This is a genomic window from Enterococcus sp. DIV1758, from assembly GCF_051711985.1.
GTDB classification, from domain to species: domain Bacteria; phylum Bacillota; class Bacilli; order Lactobacillales; family Enterococcaceae; genus Enterococcus; species Enterococcus faecalis.
Map to the genome: position 1 here is coordinate 749,514 of NZ_JBIOOA010000001.1, position 16,879 is coordinate 766,392.

Consider the following 16,879-nt stretch of genomic DNA (forward strand, 5'->3'; position numbering starts at 1 on the left):
GCTATCTTGTCTTAGACCAAGTAAAATAGTAGAAAGCCTAAAGACAGAATCAGTAAGATGCCCCCAGTTTTTAGCCAGAAAGAGCGATGTGCATCGCCAATGACTGAAAGCGGGATAAACTCTTTCGGTTCATTTTTCTTTTTAAAACGAAACGCGTTTTTCATTGAGCGCTGAAAGTTATCGAAAAAGCCAGAGGACATAATCCATAAAGCAATGCCGATAATTAAAAAGAAAAGCGAAACGATAAAGAAGGTATCTGATAATGAGGAGGTAGTGATAGGTTCTTTACTTATTAATAAGTAAAGAAAAATGCCGATACTGGAAATAACGGCTGTAATAATTGGCCATTTAAAAGTTTTCATGTGTTCACCCTATCTATTATTGTGGTCTATCTAGTCATTACTTTAACGAAAATAACTGAGGAAGTCAAAAAAATCTCGGAGGTGTCATTATTGAATAGTTTTGGAAAATATTTTCTTAAACGGATCTTTTTCATGATTATCACTTTGTGGTTAATCGCAACGATTACGTTTTTCTTAATGCAATTATTACCAGGTACGCCTTATACCAACCAAGAAAAACTTAGTCCAGAAACAATCGCTATGTTGAATAAACAATCTGGCTTAGATAAACCAGTGATTGTTCAATACGGAATTTACTTAAAGAACCTGGTAACGGGAGACTTTGGTATTTCATTCCAATTTAAAAACCAACCTGTTGCTAAGTTATTAGCTGGTCGAATTGGGCCGTCCCTTCAACTGGGAGGACAAGCGATTATCTTTGGTACGTTAGTCGGTATTTTATTGGGGATTATCGCAGCGATGCGTCAAAATACTTGGGTAGATACGTTGGCAACATTGTTAGCCATTTTAGGTCGTTCTATTCCAAACTTTGTTTTCGCGGTATTATTACAATACATTTTTGCAATGAAATTAAGAATCTTACCAATTGCTATGTGGAATGGTTTTGCCTACACAATTTTACCAACTATTGCCTTGGCAATGAGTCCAATGGCCGATTCGGCTAGGTTTATTCGAACCGAGATGGTAGAGGTCTTGCATAGTGATTATGTCGAATTAGCCAAAGCAAAAGGCTTGAGTCGCTGGCAAGTTGCATTCCGCCACGGGTTAAGAAACAGTTTAATTCCATTGATTACCTTATTAGGACCTTTAGCCGTTGGTTTAATGACAGGTTCTTTAGTAGTAGAAAATATTTTTGCCATCCCTGGAATTGGGGAACAGTTTGTAAAATCAATTATGACAAACGACTATCCAACAATTATGGCAGTAACTATTTTGTATTCAACAATGTTAGTTGTTGTAATTCTGATTGTTGACTTACTTTATGGTTTAATTGATCCAAGAATTCGCGTATCAGGAGGTGCAAAAGGCTAATGGAAACAGTCAATAAAAATAATCTACCACAAGCGATTAAAGATATTCCGGCAGATGAGTTTCAGCCTCTAAACACTTCAACTCTAAAAGAAAGAGAGCGTATTGCCACACCGTCTTTAAGTTTCTTACAAGACTCATGGCGTCGTTTGAAAAAGAATAAAGCTGCAGTTATCTCAATGAGTTTCTTAGCAGTTATTATCTTTATCTCTATTATTACCATTTGGGTTTCACCACATAACCCAACGAAACAAAATGTTTCTTACATTAACTTACCACCACGAATTCCTGGCTTGGAAAGCGTGAATGGTTTAAATGGTAAAACAACAGTTGCTGGTCAATTAGTTGATAAATATGCACAAGCAAACGTTCCAGATAATGTAAACTTTTATCTAGGAACAGATGGTTTAGGTCGTGATGTCCTAAGTCGTTTATTTATGGGAACACGTATTTCCTTATTAATTGCGTTTATTGCGGCAATTCTAGATATTACGATTGGGGTAACGTATGGACTGATTTCCGGGTTAGTCGGCGGTCGTGTCGATACAGTAATGCAACGTATTTTAGAAGTTCTTTCTGGTATTCCTAACTTAGTTGTTATGATCTTGATGCTAACAGTCTTTGATCCAGGGATTGTTTCGATTGTTTTAGCCATGGTTATTACAAACTGGATATCAATGGCCAGGATTGTGCGAGCCCAGACCATGAAACTAAAAGACCAAGAGTTTGTCATGGCAGCAGAAACATTGGGCGAATCTCGTTGGAAAATTGCTATTAAACATATTTTACCGAATATCTCAAGTGTCATTATTGTCCAAATGATGTTCAGTATCCCATCGGCAATTTTCTTTGAAGCGTTCCTAAGTTTTATTGGGTTAGGCTTACGTCCACCAACCGCATCTTTAGGAACCTTGTTAAACGAAGGATACAAAACTTTCCGTTTCCTTCCATATTTAATGTGGATTCCAGCGGCAACACTTTCAGTTATCATGATTTGTTTCAACTTGTTAGCTGATGGGTTACGTGACGCATTTGATCCTAAGATGAAAGAGTAAGAGTGGTGAATGACTATGGAAAAAGTATTAGAAGTTAAAGACTTAAGAATCTCCTTTGATACATTTGCAGGTAAAGTCAACGCCATTCGTGGTGTGAGTTTTGATCTTTATAAAGGTGAAACGTTAGCCATCGTAGGTGAATCAGGGAGTGGTAAATCTGTTACAACTCGCAGTATTATGCGTTTGTTGAGCAGTAATGCCAATATTGATAACGGGGAAATTTTGTTTAAAGGGCAAGATATTGTTCATAAAACAGAAAAACAAATGCAAGCCATTCGTGGTAAAGAAATCGCAATGATTTTCCAAGATCCGATGACTTCATTAGACCCAACGATGCCAATTGGCAAACAAGTGGCGGAATCATTAATCAAACATAATAAAGTCTCAAAAAAAGAAGGCTTAGCGCAAGCATTAGAATTACTAAAATTAGTAGGCATTCCTAATGCTGAAAAACGTTTGAAAAACTATCCGCACCAATTTTCTGGTGGGCAACGTCAACGGATTGTCATTGCAATTGCTTTAATTTGTTATCCAGAAGTTCTAATTGCAGATGAACCAACTACAGCGTTGGATGTAACCATCCAAGCACAAATTTTAGAGTTATTAAAAGATTTACAAGAAAAAATTAGCACTTCGATTATTTTCATTACCCATGATTTAGGGGTAGTAGCGAACGTGGCTGACCGTGTCGCTGTCATGTACGGTGGACGTCTGGTTGAAGTGGGAACAGCAGAAGAAATTTTCTATAATCCACAACATCCATATACTTGGGGACTTTTAGGGTCAATGCCAACGATGGAAGGAACAGAAGACAAACTTTATGCGATTCCAGGTTCACCTCCAGATTTATTAGATCCACCAACTGGAGATGCCTTCTATCCACGGAATGAGTTTGCTTTAAAAATTGATACAGAAAAAGAACCACCTTATTTTGAAGTATCACCAACCCACAAAGCAGCAACGTGGTTATTAGCACCACAAGCACCAAAAGTTACGCCTCCAGCAGAGATTGTTCGTCGTTGGGCAATTTATGCAGAGCGTCAAAAAAATCCAGGAGGTAGTAATTAATGGCAGAAGAGAAAAAAGTCCTATTAGAAGTCACTGGTTTGAAACAGTATTTCAATGTTGGTCGTAAAGACGAAGTAAAAGCCATTGATGACATTAGTTTTCATATTTTTGAAGGCGAAACCTTTGGATTAGTTGGCGAATCAGGAAGTGGAAAATCAACAACTGGTCGCAGTGTCATTCGTTTATATGATCCAACTGCTGGTGAAATTCTTTTCGATGGAAAAGACATTAGCAAAATTAAATCAAAAGCGGACATGCAAGCATTCCGCCGCGATGTTCAAATGATCTTCCAAGATCCATATGCTTCATTGAATCCAAGAATGAAAGTCAATGATATTATTGCTGAAGGAATCGATGTCAATGGATTAGCTAAAACACCAAAAGAGCGGGAAGAAAAAGTCAATGAACTTTTAAAAACGGTGGGCTTAAATCCAAGTCACAGTACGCGTTATCCTCATGAGTTTTCTGGTGGGCAACGTCAACGGATCGGGATTGCCCGTGCTTTAGCGGTTAATCCACGTTTCATTATCTGTGATGAGCCAATTTCGGCTTTGGATGTGTCGATTCAAGCCCAAGTAGTAAACTTATTACAAGATTTACAAAAAGAACAAGGCTTAACTTACTTGTTTATCGCACATGACTTATCGATGGTAAAACATATCAGTGACCGAATTGGCGTAATGCACAGTGGGAAATTATTGGAAATGGGCACAAGTGATGATGTCTATAATTTCGGCGTTCATCCTTATACAGAAAGTTTACTTTCTGCGATTCCATTACCAGATCCAGACTATGAACGCACACGTAAACGGATCGTTTACCAGCCTGCAGCGGCAGATGGGAAAAATCGTGAGCTCCGTGAAATTCTCAATGGACACTATGTTTATTGTGCTGAAGACGAAGTTGCAATGTACCGTGAAAAAATTGAAGAGAAGAAAAGAAAAGCTGGTTTATAACCAGCTTCTTTTCTAACTATCTTGGTAGGGTGGTTATGAGATGAAGGCTCTGAAAGCTTATAAATACAGACTTTATCCAACCTCAAAACAAGAAGAGTTTATTCAAAAAACATTTTCTTGTGTTCGCTTGGTGTATAATTTAATGTTACAAGACCGGATTGATATCTACAAAGAGATGCGAAAAAATCCTCAACAAACGTTTAAAATGCCAACGCCAGCTAAATATAAGAAACAATACCCTGTCCTCAGAGAAGTTGATAGTTTAGCCTTGGCAAATGCACAAGTTTATTTGGATCGAGCCTTTAAAAATTTTTATCGGGAAAAAGGGATGGGCTTTCCAAAAAAGAAAAAGAAAGAAACGGTGCATTCCTACACTACGAACAATCAACATGGCACGGTCAAAATTTTGGATAATCGTTATTTGAAAGTACCTAAATTGAAATCTTTAATTAAAATGAAGGTACACCGCCAACCACTGGGGGAGATAAAATCTGTAACTATTTCTATGAGTGCGAGTCACAATTATTATGTTTCCATTTTGTGTGAAGCGCCGGTTGAAACGAAAACAAAGCAACAAAAAATGGTGGGAATTTGTAGCAGTAGGGAAAAATTTGCGCTGCTTTCGAATGGTGAAAGCTTCGAAAAAAGCTATTGTTCAAAGCATTTAAAGCAAAAACTACGTCAAGAAGAACGAAAATTAAACAAGCGTAAAATGATTGCTTTAGAAAAAGGTGTCGATCTTTCGCAAGCAAAAAATTATCAAAAACAAAAAATAAAAGTCGCAAAAATTCGCGAAAAAATAGCCAACCAACGAACGGATATTTTAAACAAAATTACAACGGAATTGGTTTCAAGTTACGATGTTATTTGTATTGAAAAAGCCCATCACAGTAATGAGCGGCCGCCAAAACATGATCGTTCGGAATTGGCTTGGTCTTTATTTTTAGCTAAACTGTTGTATAAAGCACAATGGTATGGCAAAGAACTCATTTGTATTGAGTCAGAGGAGATCGAAACAGAGTTGTCTTTTTCTGAAAGTACAGAAAATTCAGAGTATCTTAGAAGCCAAAAAATCTTAGAACGTGGCTTGTCTAAACGAGAAACCTTATAAATAGAAGAACTGTAGGGACTACAGGGATCGCCTAGGGGATAGAAAATGCACACCATGTGTTGAACCATTTGTTTCTAGGAAGTCATATTGGGACAGTCCACTAATTATTAATAATCAAAATACGAGTTCAAACGAATCTAATGCTAGATTCGTTTTTTTTGAGGAAATATATTGACAACTAGGATAAACTAAGGTAAACTAGTGAAGTTGAGAAATGAAAGCAGAAGCACCCGCTTCTCGCCTTAGTTGAGTATATCGCTGGGCTAGATAAAGTATTCCTTATTTTTTTAAGTAAGGCAGACTGTTGGCGGGTTCTGGATAGGAACCTGTTTTTTTATTGCATTTAGCAAACAAAGCAGACTTCCGTTAGGATTTTCTCTTAAAAATTTTGGAGGTGAATGACCATAGCAAAGGATATGATGGTTAACGACGGCATTCGTGCACGCGAGTTACGTTTGATCGGACAAGATGGTGAACAATTAGGTGTAAAAACCAAAGCAGAAGCATTACAAATCGCTGAATCTGCAAACTTGGATTTAGTACTTGTAGCGCCAGGAGCGAAACCACCAGTTGCGCGAATTATGGATTATGGAAAATTCCGTTTCGAACAACAAAAGAAAGAGCGTGAAGCTCGCAAGAAACAAAAAGTGATCAACGTCAAAGAAGTTCGTTTAAGTCCAACAATTGACGTAAATGACTTCAATACAAAACTTCGTAATGCGCGTAAGTTCTTAGAAAAAGGAGACAAAGTGAAAGCTTCTATCCGTTTCAAAGGCCGTGCCATTACCCATAAAGAGATTGGTCAGAAAGTTCTTGATCGCTTAGCTGAAGAAACTGCGGACATCGCCACAGTGGAACAAAAAGCGAAAATGGACGGACGCAGCATGTTTCTAACGCTGGCACCGAAAAACGACAAGTAAACGAAGAGACCGAGCATTCGGACTTTTGGTAATTTCTACAAGAAGGATATTCGACAGTTGTGACTGTTAGAGTCTTTCACTTGAAGCAAAGATTTTGAGGAGGAAAATTAGTCATGCCAAAACAAAAAACACACCGCGGATTAGCAAAACGTGTAAAACGTACTGGTGGAGGCGGCTTAAAACGTGGCCGTGCCTTTACATCTCACCGTTTCCACGGTAAAACTAAAAAACAACGCCGTCAATTGCGTAAAGCAAGCATGGTTGCAAAAGGCGATTACAAACGTATCCGCCAACAATTAGCAAGAATGAAATAAAACAACTCGGTGACTTTTAGATTACCGTCAAGAGAAACAAGATATTAGGAGGAATTCAACATGGCACGTGTTAAAGGTGGAACAGTAACCCGTAAACGTCGTAAAAAAGTCCTTAAGTTAGCGAAAGGCTACTACGGATCAAAACATACTTTATTTAAATCAGCAAAAGAACAAGTAATGAACTCTTATTACTATGCATTCAGAGACCGTCGTCAAAAGAAACGTGACTTCCGTAAATTATGGATTGCACGTATCAACGCGGCAGCTCGTATGAATGGCTTAAGCTATTCTAAATTAATGCACGGTTTGAAATTGGCAGAGATTGATATCAACCGCAAAATGTTAGCTGACTTAGCCGTTAACGATGCAGCAGCATTTACAGCGTTAGCTGAACAAGCAAAAGACGCTTTAAGCAAATAAGCTTAAATAATCTTTCACACCCTACTCCTTGAGTAGGGTGTTTTTTTTAATAACTCCGTTGGTAACTTTCATCTATAAATGAAAAAACTTGTGAGAGCGGAATTTCTTCAGAAAGACTTAACCAATGCTCTTTATTCATATGATAGGCAGGAAAATAGCCAGGTTGGTTCTTTAATAAGGCAATCAATTCAGGCGCAAGTTTAACGGTTAAAATAGTGAGCTGCTTATTCTCGGTAGCGCCGAGCAGTTGTGCATCCAGTGGCATAATTAAAGCAAACCATTTCGCATTTCTAGGATGACGAAAGACGAGATAGTCTGGGTGTTTTTTAAAAGGAAAATCGGGCGTTATCTGATAACGTTCTTGGATATAGGCGCTAATAGTTTCTTGAAAAGTCATAGGTTTCTTCCTTTCGTTAAGGCTAGGCATATCTATTTACATCATAGCAAAAATTACATAAAATTACTTCGTTCAAAGGAATGGGAGGAGGGAGCAGATGACATTAATTTCAACAATTTTAGTAACCTTGGTGGCTGTAGAATTTTTCTACATTATGTATTTAGAAACGATTGTACCAACATCTGAGACAACAAGCCGTGTTTTTAAAATGGATAAGCAAGAGTTACAAAGAAAATCAGTCACTACATTGTTTAAAAATCAAGGAATCTATAATGGACTAATCGGTGCAGGACTTATTTATAGTGTCTATTTTGCGCAAGCAACGATGGAGATGACAAAATTTTTATTGATTTATATTATTTTAGTGGCGGCGTACGGTAGCTTAACTAGTGATAAAAAAATCATTTTAACACAAGGCGGTTTAGCTATCGTGGCTTTGATTAGTTTACTTGTTTAGCCATCAGAGTTAATAGAGAGAGACAGTCAAATCGACAGAAAAAACACGGTTGATTTGACTATTTTTTATGGAATTGAGAGAGACAAAATGTGGTATACTTTGTTTATTAGATAGGGAGGAATTAAAAATGCTGAACCAAAAAGAAGTAAAAAAAAAACGATTATCCTCAATTAATTTCTCTATGGCGTTCTTCAGTAGAAGCTACCCATTTGTTTTTGAGTCAGGCAGATATTGATAAAATCGAAGTAGTTTTACCTGATTATTTTCAACAAGTTCAATTAAGTATGTGGTTAAATGAAGAACAGAAATGTGTGGGCTTTAGTGGAACAAATCAACAAACGTTGGAAATGTTATTTATTGACCCAGTCTATTTTCGTAAAGGCTATGGTGGAGAAATTATCAAAAAGTTAATAGAGCAAGAATCAATTGTCTTTGTTGATGCCAATAAACAAAATGAAGGGGCTGTGAAGTTCTATCAATCTCAAGGGTTTCAAGTAATTGGTGAATCAAAGGAAGATCCTCAAGGAAATCCGTTTCCTATTTTACATATGAAACGGATATAGAAAAGAGGGAAGAAATCATGCGGGTAATCGTTACTGAATACCAACCAGCCTGGGTGGAACAGTTTGAAGAAGAAGCCCAAGCGTTGAAACAGATTCTAAAGGAAAATTGTCTTAAAGTTGAACATATCGGTAGCACATCTGTGCCTAATTTAGCAGCCAAACCAATTATTGATTTTTTGGTCATTGTTGAAGAAATTGAAAAAGTAGACCTGTTACAAGGGGAATTTGAAAGAATCGGTTATGAATATATGGGGGAATTTGGGCTATCAGGACGTCGTTATTTACGAAAAGGCCCGATAAAAAGAACACATCATGTGCATATTTATCAGTTTGACAATACGCAAGAAATTTTGCGCCATCTTGCTTTTCGAAATTATTTACGAGAAAATCCGGCAATTGCTACAACCTATGGTACATTAAAAAAGCAATTGGCCCAAGCACACCCCGATAGCATTGATAAATATATGGATGGCAAAGATGCGTTCATTAAGAAAATAGAAAAAGAAGCGTTGAAGAAATATTGGGAAAAATAAAAAAAGTTGCTAAAGCTAGCAACTTTTTTTTGGTTCTTTTTTGAAAAAATGATAAAGAAGACCACTTAAAAGAACACCTAGAATAATTCCAATCGCTAAATTATGCGTATAGACGATCACACCCACTGTCACGAGTAAAATAACAATTTCAGTAATTTCAAAAGTTCGGAAAAGCTGTAAACTTTCCCAATCAAAGGTGTCGACTGCCACTGTCATCATGATCCCAATCAATGCAGCTGTAGGAATGGCTACCATCACGGATTTAAAAACAAAAATGAATAGAAGGAGGGTAATACCTGAAATCAAAGTAGAAAGCCGTTTTCGTCCCCCTGATTTAACATTAATGACCGCTTGCCCGATCATCGCACAGCCAGCTTGGCCACCAAAAAAGCCGGTAATTATATTAGCGAATCCTTGCGCCTTAACTTCTCGTTGGCTATCACTTTGGCTCGTTGTCATTTTGTCCACAATGGGGATCGTCAATAAAGATTCAATTAACCCGACCATTGCTAAGGCAACAGAACTAGGTAAAATAATCCACAACGTTTCTAAGTTGACGGGTACATTAGGCCAACGGATCGCTGGATGAAACTGACTCATTTCACCAAGATCACCTACCGTTTGCAAATGACCTTTTAAAAAATAGGACAGGATAGTCATGAATAAAATAACAATTAAAGCAGGAGGCACGATTGTAATAAACTTAGGTAATAGATAAATAAGTAAGATACTACAGATAATCATGCCGTAGGACCACAGTGTTTGATGAGGCAATTGTTGTACTTGCGCCATGAAAATTAAAATGGCTAACGCATTGACGAATCCGTACATCACTGTCTTGGGAATAAAGCGCATTAATTTATGGATACCTAAATAACCTAAAATAAATTGTAGAAAGCCTGTTAAAATAGTCGCAGCAAGCATGTATGACAAACCATGTGCTTGAATTAAGCCTGCAAGGACTAAGGCCATTGAGCCAGCAGACGCCGAAACCATTGCCGGACGGCCGCCCGTAAAAGTAATCACAAGTAAAGTAACAGCTGAAGCAAACACTGCAGAAAGCGGGTGAACACCAGCAATAATTGCAAACCCGATTACTTCTGGTAAAATGGCGACAGAAGAAACGAGACCGGCAAAGAGATCATTTTGTTCATTGCCTAACCATTCGCTTTTTTTAATACTAAATAACATCGAAAAACTCCTTTAAGTTAATAAAACCTTATTCATAATAGCATGAATAAGCTGAAATGAGCGTGGGACAAAAATCACTTTGGATTTTTGCTCCACGCTCAAAAACTGATAAACGGCGGGAACAAAAGCAACTCCTTCGGAAATAAGCCGAAATTGTTGAGAATCACGAAGAACGTAGTGTTTCGATGATGAACAATACCTACTTGGTCTCCAAAAATTACAGAACAATTTTCGGAAATTCCTTCTTATTTCTCGGAGTTAAACGCTTCTGTCCCGACCTCATTAGAACTGTAACAGTGCCAACAACAAAATGGCTAGGACGACTTGAACAGTTCCTACTGATAAACCATAGATTAAGAAACGTTTACCTTCTTGGAAAAACTTTTTAAAATCGAGTCGTAACCCGATTGCTGCCAAGGCAGTAATTTCAAACCAAGAACTAAAGAAATGAGCAGTCTCACTGATCACAACGGGGAAATGAATCAAACTATTAAAGACACAGGCAATGAAAAAGCCAACTACATACCAAGGTAGGGCACTGCTTTTTTTGGTGACTTCTACCAACTCAGCTTCTGATTCTGCCGTCTTACTTTGCTTGAAACGTCCAAATAAATAGACAACTGCTACGAGTAGGACAATTCGCATAATTTTAAAGAGCATCGCAAGTTGAACTGCGTTCTCATTGACCATATTGGCACTGGCGACAACCTGACCAACTGATTGTAAAGTCCCTCCGATTAGTGCGCTACGAGCTAACAAATTGGTACCATAGAGAATCCCACTTAAAATGGGTAAGGTCAACATTAAAACGGTTCCTAATAAGTTTACTAAAGTAATGATTTGGCCTTTTTCTTCCTCATCTGCTTGAATTGCTGGAGCAATCGAAGCAATGGCAGAGGATCCACAAACGGCATTACCACCAGCCATCAATAAAGACATATTATCAGAAAAAGCCAGTTTTTTACCGATCAAATAGGCAAAAATAATGGTCAGCGACATTTGAATGAGAATAAATGCGACACCTTGTAAGCCAATTTGGGCAATCGTTTGAAAGGTCACGGTGGTTCCCAATAAAACAACAGAAAATTCTAGTAATTTACTTTCGGCTACTTTGGTTCCGCGATTTAAATTGGCACCGCGAACAAAGGTATTTCCCAAAAAGATTCCTAGTAAAATAGCTATCGTTGCGGCGCCTAAGCTAGGTAACCAGATGGCAAAAAACTTGCTAAGGGAGGCGACAAGGAAAGCTGTTAGCAAGCCGGGAAGAATTTGTAATAAAGATTGGATATAATCATTTTCTGAATTTTTCATTGAAAAAATCTCTCTTTCTTGTTCATTACTTCCAGTATAACGAAATTTTTTACATTTGAGAAATAAATAGTTAAAATAATATTTATAATAGAAAGTTATCGAAAGGATACCTATGTTTAAATTATTAAAGACTTTTCAAATTGTGTATGAGCAAATGAACTTTTCCAAAGCAGCTACCTGCCTATATATATCACAACCAGCCGTTTCTAATCAAATCAAACAATTAGAAGAAGAATTAGGCTGTTCATTGTTTTTAAGAAAAGGTCGACAAGATGTAGTCCCTACTAGGCAAGCGGAAGTCTTGTATAATCGTTTGCTAAATTTAGCTGATGATTGGCAAGAAACATTAACAGCTCTTCATCAGGCGAGATTACCTAAAGAAACTTGCCGAATTGCTGCGTCTAATACTTTTGCAGTTTATTATTTGCCGCAACTGATGCAGCATTTACAGACACAGTATGCAACGATCAATTTTGTTTTAGAAATGAACAATTCAGAAGAAGTAGTGGAAAAAGTTGAAAAACATCAAGTTGATTTTGGCTTTATCGAAAAACCATTAATTACGAAAGGAGCAACTCGTGAAGAAATTATTCAGGATCAATTGGTTTTAGCTGGGAACCCTGACAATCAGAATTGGTTGGTACGTGAAAAGGATTCTGGGGTTTTTCATTATACCCAACAGTATTTAGAAGAAAGTAATCAAAGCCCAACACTCATGACGGTTAAAAATAATGAAATGATTGTTAAAATGTTGGAATTGGGCATGGGGCAATCGTTGCTTTCAAGAAAGGCGATTACTGAAAAAATTCCTTTCCAAACGTTAGGTGAAAAGTATTGGCGTTCCTTTTATTTTTTGACACGGGGACATTTAAAATCCTCCTTGCTTCAAGAAGTAAAACAAGCAATTTATCGATTCTATCAGACGGAAATGAATAAATACTAAAACGTTCTCTTTGTTTATTTATCAATCTTTGACTACACTAAAGAAAACGAAGGAGGGAACCACAATGCCTAAATTTTCACCATGTTTATGGTTTGACACACAAGCGGAAGAAGCTGCTAACTTCTATACAACAATCTTTGAAAAAGGTGCGATTCTAAGTAAAACGAACTACGTTAATGAGGAGCATCAACCTCAAGGAACATCATTAATGACCATTGAATTTACCTTGGCGAACCAAACAATCATTGGTTTAAATGGCGGACCAGAATTTTCCTTTACACCAGCTAGTTCATTTTTTGTTGAATGTAAAACGTTATCACAAACAGAAACGTTGTGGAAAAATTTAACAGCAGACGGACAGATTTTGATGCCTTTTGGGGAATATCCTTTTAGTCCTTTATATGGTTGGGTAGTGGACAAATTTGGGGTCTCTTGGCAAGTGTCTTTTTCAGGAAAAGAACAAACAATTGTACCAACCTTTATGTTTGCTAATGAAAAATATGGCGAAGCAGCCAAAGCTCTATCAGAATGGTTGGCGATTTTCGGTCCAGGCGAAATAATTGAAAAAGTTGAATATGAAGATGGGAACATTGCGCAAGCACTTTTCACATTACAGGAGCAACCGTTTCGAGTAATGGATGCACGAGATAAACATGACTTTGATTTTACCATGGCTTTCTCCATTTATATTGATTGTGAAAATCAGGAGGAAATAGATCGACTATGGCAACAAGTGACTGCTAAAGGGAAAGAATGGCCGTGTGGCTGGATGGAAGATCAATTTGGAGTCAGTTGGCAAACAGGCAATCCTGAACTGAAACGTTATTTATCTGACTCAAATCCAGCTAGAGCAAATGAAGTGACCAAAAAATTGTACCAAATGAAAAAAATAGATTTAAACCAGTTAAAAGAAGTGTATGACAAATATAATCATTAGAAAAACTGAGGTTGTCTGATCCACTACACTTTGGTACGTTGGTATCAATTCCAATACATGGAACATACTAGAGTTGAAGGACGTGTCTTTTAAGGATCAAGACCTTCAACTCTTAAAAAAAGCTCGATTCTTGCGAGTTCCAAAGAGGCTGCTTCTATTTTGTTGTTTATCTTAAGGGTTAGGACTCTGCCGATTTTTTTATAAGATTATGCTATAATTAAGAGTAGTAAATTATTGAAGGAAAAATGAAAAGTCCAAAATAGGAAGTGGTAAAATGATTGAGTTAATTGTGTTGTTAACAGTTTTTACTTATGGAACGAACTTTGTTTTATATCTTATTTTGAAAAATAAAAAGTCCATGCCAATTGTCGAAAAAGCTTCTATTGTATTAGGAATTAATATGTCTGTGTTATTATTAGATGGTATTTTTGCTTTTGTTGGTAAATTCATCATGTTATCAGAATGGGAATTATTAGCGCCTATTTTTGAAATAGTGTAAAAATCATCATAAAGTCCTATATCCAAAAAGAATGAAGTTTGTTAGGATAAGAAAGATGAAAATTTAGAAATAAAAGAGGTGGGATTGCATGGCTAAAATCATGATTGTCGAAGATGAAACAACCATTCGAGAGTTAATTAGCGAGGAATTACAAAAATGGCAATTTGAAACGATTGGAACAACCGATTTTAATGATGTATTGGATGATTTTCAAGAGGAGAATCCTCAATTAGTCTTGATGGATATTAATTTACCTGTGTACGACGGGTACTATTGGTGTCAAAAAATTCGTGAAGTTTCTAAAGTACCAATTATTTTTATTTCGAGTCGTAGTACCAATATGGATATGATTATGGCGATGAACATGGGCGCGGATGATTTTGTTACAAAACCGTTCCAGATAGATGTTTTAATTGCTAAAATCAATGCTTTGTTGCGCCGCTCTTATAACTATTCCGATACAGATAGTGAAGTGCTTTCACATAATGGCATTACTTTAAATGTGGACAATGGACGAATGGAAATCAAAGGCGAAATGATCGATTTAAGTAAAAATGAATACCGATTACTGTATCTTTTAATGAAAAAGCACGGAAAAATTTTAACACGTGAAAAACTATTGCGCGCTTTATGGGACGATGAACGTTTTGTGGATGACAATACGTTGACGGTAAATATCAATCGTTTACGAAAAAAAATTGAGCAAGCAGGGATTGCTGGCTATATTGAAACCAAAGTGGGCGTCGGTTATATGGTGCCCTAGATAGGAGTAGACAATGACCATTCTAAAGTATTTAAAAGATCGCTGGTTATTACTAATTGGTTGGTTATTTTTTCTGTTCTTAACTTGTTTTATTTTATGGTTGGCTCCTAATGTCCGCTTAGATTGGACAGTGGTTGGCTATATCTTTTTACTGCAAAGTGTGTTTTTATCGCTATTTTTAACAATTGATTATTATTTAAAACGTAAGTGGTGGCTTTCGTTGGCAACGGAAAAAGAGCCGCCTTCTTTACAAGAATATTTGAATACAGCAGAAAAAGAAGAAGAGCTACTTGTCCAAACGTATATTAACGGTTTATTGCAAGAGCACCAACAAACCATGCAGCAAGCAATTAACAACCAACAGGACCAAAAAGATTACATTGACTCTTGGGTTCATGAAATCAAAGTCCCCCTAGCGGCTATCACTTTACTGGTACAATCTGTCGAAGATGATATTCCAGAGAAAAAATATTATCTATTGGAAAATGAGTTAGGGAAAATTGATGAATATGTCGAGCAAGTCCTATATTATGCTAGACTGGACAGCTTTTCTCGAGATTATTTACTCCAAGAATATTCTTTAAAAGAAATTGTGCAATCTGTTGTTCGTACGCAGGCAAATTATTTTATCCAAAAAAGATTGCAATTCTCAATTGAAGGAGAAGATGAAGCGGTTTTAACCGACCGAAAATGGGTCATTTTTATTTTCCGCCAATTATTAAGTAATGCAGTCAAGTATACGCCAGAAGGCGGCACAATTACGGTTCTAATTTCCAAAAATAAACAAGGTATTTATTTATCTTTAAAAGATTCTGGGATTGGCATTCCGATGCAAGATCAACGACGCATTTTTGATAAAGGATTTACTGGAGAAAACGGGCGGAAAAGTGAACAGCATTCGACTGGTCTTGGCCTGTATTTGGCCCATAGCTTAGCGAAAAAGTTAGGTCATGATTTAACAGTCGAATCGACAGAAGGGCAAGGTACGACGATGACATTGTTTTTCCCTTCCCTCAGTTATTATAATGAAGTGAAATAAAAAGTAGGTCTATCAGCAAATTAAAGAGGTGATAGGCCTTTTTTTATTTATTAAAACTTTCTTGCTAACTTCTCTTACTCTTCTTAGTTGTTTAGAAAACGTTTTTATTGTTAGAATGAAATGAAATAAATTTGTTAGGAGAATATTATGAGTTTACTTATCGCTTTAGTGCCCATGATTGCGTGGGGCAGTATTGGTTTAGTCAGCGGTAAAATTGGTGGAAGCGCCAATCAACAAACGTTAGGTATGACAATCGGCGCATTACTATTTTCAATTGTTGTCTTTTTTGTTATCCAGCCTACGTTGACGACAGCCACATTAATTGTTGGATTTATATCTGGTTTATTCTGGAGTTTGGGACAGAATCAACAATTTCATAGCATGAAATATATGGGCGTTTCAGTTGGCTTACCAATTTCAACTGGGATGCAGTTAGTTGTTAATACCGTTGCAGGGGCTGTTTTTTTCCATGAATGGACAAAAACAAAAGACTTTGTTGTAGGCTTTATCGCTTTAGCCTTTTTAGTTTTTGGGGTGTATTTAACAGCTCGACAAGATGATGACAGTCAACCGAAAACCTCAAACAGTATGTTAGATTTTAATAAAGGGATTCGGGCCTTGATTTTCTCAACAGTTGGGTATGGTGTCTATACCATCATTATTAATGCCACTGGTTTAGATCCGTGGGGAATTATTTTGCCACAAAGTATTGGTATGTTAGTGGGGGCTAGTTTCTTTGCCTTCAAAAAAGTCAAAGTTGATCGTTTTGTTTGGATGAATATGACGACGGGTCTGCTTTGGGGCTTAGGAAATATTTGTATGTTATTAACCATGCGTGAAATTGGCTTAGCTATTAGCTTCTCTTTATCACAAATGGGGATTATTATTTCGACTCTTGGGGGCATCTTCCTTTTAGGCGAAAGAAAATCAAAAAAAGAAATGTTTTATGTTATTTTTGGTTGCATTTTTGTTATTCTAGGTGGTATTCTTTTAGGGTATATGAAAGCGTAA

The 16,879-nt window shown here is 36.9% G+C and carries 20 protein-coding genes, 1 pseudogene and 1 other annotated feature; of the genes and pseudogenes, 17 read left to right on the plus strand and 4 right to left on the minus strand.

The genetic code is table 11. The features are described from left to right. Positions 1-11: 11 nt before the first annotated feature. Complete coding sequence (locus IGJ52_RS03745) at positions 12-362, minus strand: DUF3899 domain-containing protein (protein WP_002355784.1); 351 nt, start codon at positions 360-362, stop codon at positions 12-14. A gap of 90 nt (positions 363-452) precedes the next feature. Between IGJ52_RS03745 and opp1B the strand changes: the two genes are divergently transcribed. The 8 genes from opp1B to rplT all read left to right on the plus strand — a co-directional run bounded on the left by opp1B (position 453) and on the right by rplT (position 7,235). Then, positions 453-1,394: an oligopeptide ABC transporter permease Opp1B gene (gene opp1B / locus IGJ52_RS03750; RefSeq protein ID WP_002381304.1), complete on the plus strand. Its 942-nt coding sequence runs from the start codon at positions 453-455 to the stop codon at positions 1,392-1,394. After that, a complete protein-coding gene (gene opp1C, locus IGJ52_RS03755; RefSeq protein ID WP_002355787.1) occupies positions 1,394-2,446 on the plus strand; it encodes an oligopeptide ABC transporter permease Opp1C in 1,053 nt (350 codons plus the stop codon). Before opp1B ends, opp1C begins: the two co-directional genes overlap by 1 nt. Before the next feature lie 9 nt (positions 2,447-2,455). Further along, a complete protein-coding gene (gene opp1D / locus IGJ52_RS03760) occupies positions 2,456-3,514 on the plus strand; it encodes an oligopeptide ABC transporter ATP-binding protein Opp1D (protein WP_002355794.1) in 1,059 nt (352 codons plus the stop codon). After that, positions 3,514-4,470 carry an oligopeptide ABC transporter ATP-binding protein Opp1F gene (gene opp1F, locus IGJ52_RS03765; protein ID WP_261998565.1) on the plus strand — a complete coding sequence of 319 codons (957 nt, stop codon included), beginning with the start codon at positions 3,514-3,516 and terminating at the stop codon, positions 4,468-4,470. Before opp1D ends, opp1F begins: the two co-directional genes overlap by 1 nt. A 40-nt stretch (positions 4,471-4,510) precedes the next feature. Beyond that, a complete protein-coding gene (locus IGJ52_RS03770) occupies positions 4,511-5,581 on the plus strand; it encodes an RNA-guided endonuclease TnpB family protein (RefSeq protein ID WP_002413564.1) in 1,071 nt (356 codons plus the stop codon). A gap of 212 nt (positions 5,582-5,793) precedes the next feature. Then, positions 5,794-5,925: a sequence feature (ribosomal protein L20 leader region), on the plus strand. A gap of 54 nt (positions 5,926-5,979) precedes the next feature. Next, complete coding sequence (gene infC, locus IGJ52_RS03775) at positions 5,980-6,501, plus strand: translation initiation factor IF-3 (protein ID WP_002355797.1); 522 nt, start codon at positions 5,980-5,982, stop codon at positions 6,499-6,501. A 113-nt stretch (positions 6,502-6,614) separates the two neighbouring features. After that, entirely contained in the window at positions 6,615-6,815 is a 201-nt protein-coding gene (rpmI, locus tag IGJ52_RS03780; protein ID WP_002355798.1) for a 50S ribosomal protein L35, read from the plus strand. Positions 6,816-6,875: 60 nt separating this feature from the next. After that, positions 6,876-7,235 (plus strand): 50S ribosomal protein L20, encoded by a 360-nt coding sequence (rplT, locus tag IGJ52_RS03785; RefSeq protein WP_002355799.1) that lies wholly within the window; start codon positions 6,876-6,878, stop codon positions 7,233-7,235. 46 nt (positions 7,236-7,281) lie between these two features. On the opposite strand, the gene IGJ52_RS03790 is transcribed toward rplT, so the two are convergent. Further along, entirely contained in the window at positions 7,282-7,662 is a 381-nt protein-coding gene (locus IGJ52_RS03790) for an MmcQ/YjbR family DNA-binding protein (protein WP_002385048.1), read from the minus strand. A gap of 67 nt (positions 7,663-7,729) precedes the next feature. On the opposite strand from IGJ52_RS03790, the gene IGJ52_RS03795 reads away from it, so the two are divergent. The 3 genes and pseudogenes from IGJ52_RS03795 (at position 7,730) to IGJ52_RS03805 (ending at position 9,185) form a co-directional block, all read left to right on the plus strand. Next, positions 7,730-8,089 (plus strand): DUF1304 domain-containing protein, encoded by a 360-nt coding sequence (locus IGJ52_RS03795; protein WP_002358829.1) that lies wholly within the window; start codon positions 7,730-7,732, stop codon positions 8,087-8,089. A 67-nt stretch (positions 8,090-8,156) separates the two neighbouring features. Then, a pseudogene (locus IGJ52_RS03800) lies at positions 8,157-8,652 on the plus strand (GNAT family N-acetyltransferase). A gap of 17 nt (positions 8,653-8,669) precedes the next feature. Next, on the plus strand, positions 8,670-9,185 hold the full coding sequence (locus IGJ52_RS03805) for a GrpB family protein (RefSeq protein ID WP_002361365.1): 516 nt from the start codon (positions 8,670-8,672) through the stop codon (positions 9,183-9,185). 15 nt (positions 9,186-9,200) lie between these two features. Here the strand turns inward: IGJ52_RS03805 and IGJ52_RS03810 are convergent, their stop codons facing one another. Together IGJ52_RS03810 and IGJ52_RS03815 are read right to left on the minus strand one after the other, a co-directional pair. Further along, positions 9,201-10,376: a SulP family inorganic anion transporter gene (locus IGJ52_RS03810; protein ID WP_002419366.1), complete on the minus strand. Its 1,176-nt coding sequence runs from the start codon at positions 10,374-10,376 to the stop codon at positions 9,201-9,203. A 282-nt stretch (positions 10,377-10,658) separates the two neighbouring features. Further along, positions 10,659-11,687, minus strand: a complete 1,029-nt coding sequence (locus IGJ52_RS03815; RefSeq protein WP_010816373.1) for a YeiH family protein — start codon at positions 11,685-11,687, stop codon at positions 10,659-10,661. A 112-nt stretch (positions 11,688-11,799) separates the two neighbouring features. Between IGJ52_RS03815 and IGJ52_RS03820 the strand changes: the two genes are divergently transcribed. From IGJ52_RS03820 to IGJ52_RS03845, 6 genes are all read left to right on the plus strand, one after another. Then, positions 11,800-12,630, plus strand: a complete 831-nt coding sequence (locus IGJ52_RS03820; RefSeq protein ID WP_016614030.1) for a LysR family transcriptional regulator — start codon at positions 11,800-11,802, stop codon at positions 12,628-12,630. A gap of 64 nt (positions 12,631-12,694) precedes the next feature. Next, positions 12,695-13,567 carry a VOC family protein gene (locus IGJ52_RS03825; RefSeq protein ID WP_002355807.1) on the plus strand — a complete coding sequence of 291 codons (873 nt, stop codon included), beginning with the start codon at positions 12,695-12,697 and terminating at the stop codon, positions 13,565-13,567. A 274-nt stretch (positions 13,568-13,841) separates the two neighbouring features. Next, a complete protein-coding gene (locus IGJ52_RS03830; protein ID WP_002355808.1) occupies positions 13,842-14,066 on the plus strand; it encodes a hypothetical protein in 225 nt (74 codons plus the stop codon). A gap of 88 nt (positions 14,067-14,154) precedes the next feature. Next, complete coding sequence (gene sapR, locus IGJ52_RS03835) at positions 14,155-14,829, plus strand: two-component system response regulator SapR (RefSeq protein WP_002355809.1); 675 nt, start codon at positions 14,155-14,157, stop codon at positions 14,827-14,829. 13 nt (positions 14,830-14,842) lie between these two features. Then, positions 14,843-15,868, plus strand: coding sequence for a two-component system sensor histidine kinase SapS (sapS, locus tag IGJ52_RS03840; protein ID WP_002358842.1), 1,026 nt, complete (start codon positions 14,843-14,845; stop codon positions 15,866-15,868). 147 nt (positions 15,869-16,015) lie between these two features. Beyond that, positions 16,016-16,879 carry a GRP family sugar transporter gene (locus IGJ52_RS03845; protein ID WP_002355811.1) on the plus strand — a complete coding sequence of 288 codons (864 nt, stop codon included), beginning with the start codon at positions 16,016-16,018 and terminating at the stop codon, positions 16,877-16,879.

Excerpts from the sequence above, each read along its gene's own strand:
- IGJ52_RS03745 (WP_002355784.1), bottom strand. The coding sequence starts at position 362 with ATGAAAACTTTTAAATGGCCAATTATTACAGCCGTTATTTCCAGTATC.
- opp1C (WP_002355787.1), top strand. The coding sequence starts at position 1,394 with ATGGAAACAGTCAATAAAAATAATCTACCACAAGCGATTAAAGATATT.
- opp1D (WP_002355794.1), top strand. The coding sequence starts at position 2,456 with ATGACTATGGAAAAAGTATTAGAAGTTAAAGACTTAAGAATCTCCTTT.
- opp1F (WP_261998565.1), top strand. The coding sequence starts at position 3,514 with ATGGCAGAAGAGAAAAAAGTCCTATTAGAAGTCACTGGTTTGAAACAG.
- IGJ52_RS03770 (WP_002413564.1), top strand. The coding sequence starts at position 4,511 with ATGAAGGCTCTGAAAGCTTATAAATACAGACTTTATCCAACCTCAAAA.
- infC (WP_002355797.1), top strand. The coding sequence starts at position 5,980 with ATGACCATAGCAAAGGATATGATGGTTAACGACGGCATTCGTGCACGC.
- rpmI (WP_002355798.1), top strand. The coding sequence starts at position 6,615 with ATGCCAAAACAAAAAACACACCGCGGATTAGCAAAACGTGTAAAACGT.
- rplT (WP_002355799.1), top strand. The coding sequence starts at position 6,876 with ATGGCACGTGTTAAAGGTGGAACAGTAACCCGTAAACGTCGTAAAAAA.
- IGJ52_RS03790 (WP_002385048.1), bottom strand. The coding sequence starts at position 7,662 with ATGCCTAGCCTTAACGAAAGGAAGAAACCTATGACTTTTCAAGAAACT.
- IGJ52_RS03795 (WP_002358829.1), top strand. The coding sequence starts at position 7,730 with ATGACATTAATTTCAACAATTTTAGTAACCTTGGTGGCTGTAGAATTT.
- IGJ52_RS03805 (WP_002361365.1), top strand. The coding sequence starts at position 8,670 with ATGCGGGTAATCGTTACTGAATACCAACCAGCCTGGGTGGAACAGTTT.
- IGJ52_RS03810 (WP_002419366.1), bottom strand. The coding sequence starts at position 10,376 with ATGTTATTTAGTATTAAAAAAAGCGAATGGTTAGGCAATGAACAAAAT.
- IGJ52_RS03815 (WP_010816373.1), bottom strand. The coding sequence starts at position 11,687 with ATGAAAAATTCAGAAAATGATTATATCCAATCTTTATTACAAATTCTT.
- IGJ52_RS03820 (WP_016614030.1), top strand. The coding sequence starts at position 11,800 with ATGTTTAAATTATTAAAGACTTTTCAAATTGTGTATGAGCAAATGAAC.
- IGJ52_RS03825 (WP_002355807.1), top strand. The coding sequence starts at position 12,695 with ATGCCTAAATTTTCACCATGTTTATGGTTTGACACACAAGCGGAAGAA.
- IGJ52_RS03830 (WP_002355808.1), top strand. The coding sequence starts at position 13,842 with ATGATTGAGTTAATTGTGTTGTTAACAGTTTTTACTTATGGAACGAAC.
- sapR (WP_002355809.1), top strand. The coding sequence starts at position 14,155 with ATGGCTAAAATCATGATTGTCGAAGATGAAACAACCATTCGAGAGTTA.
- sapS (WP_002358842.1), top strand. The coding sequence starts at position 14,843 with ATGACCATTCTAAAGTATTTAAAAGATCGCTGGTTATTACTAATTGGT.
- IGJ52_RS03845 (WP_002355811.1), top strand. The coding sequence starts at position 16,016 with ATGAGTTTACTTATCGCTTTAGTGCCCATGATTGCGTGGGGCAGTATT.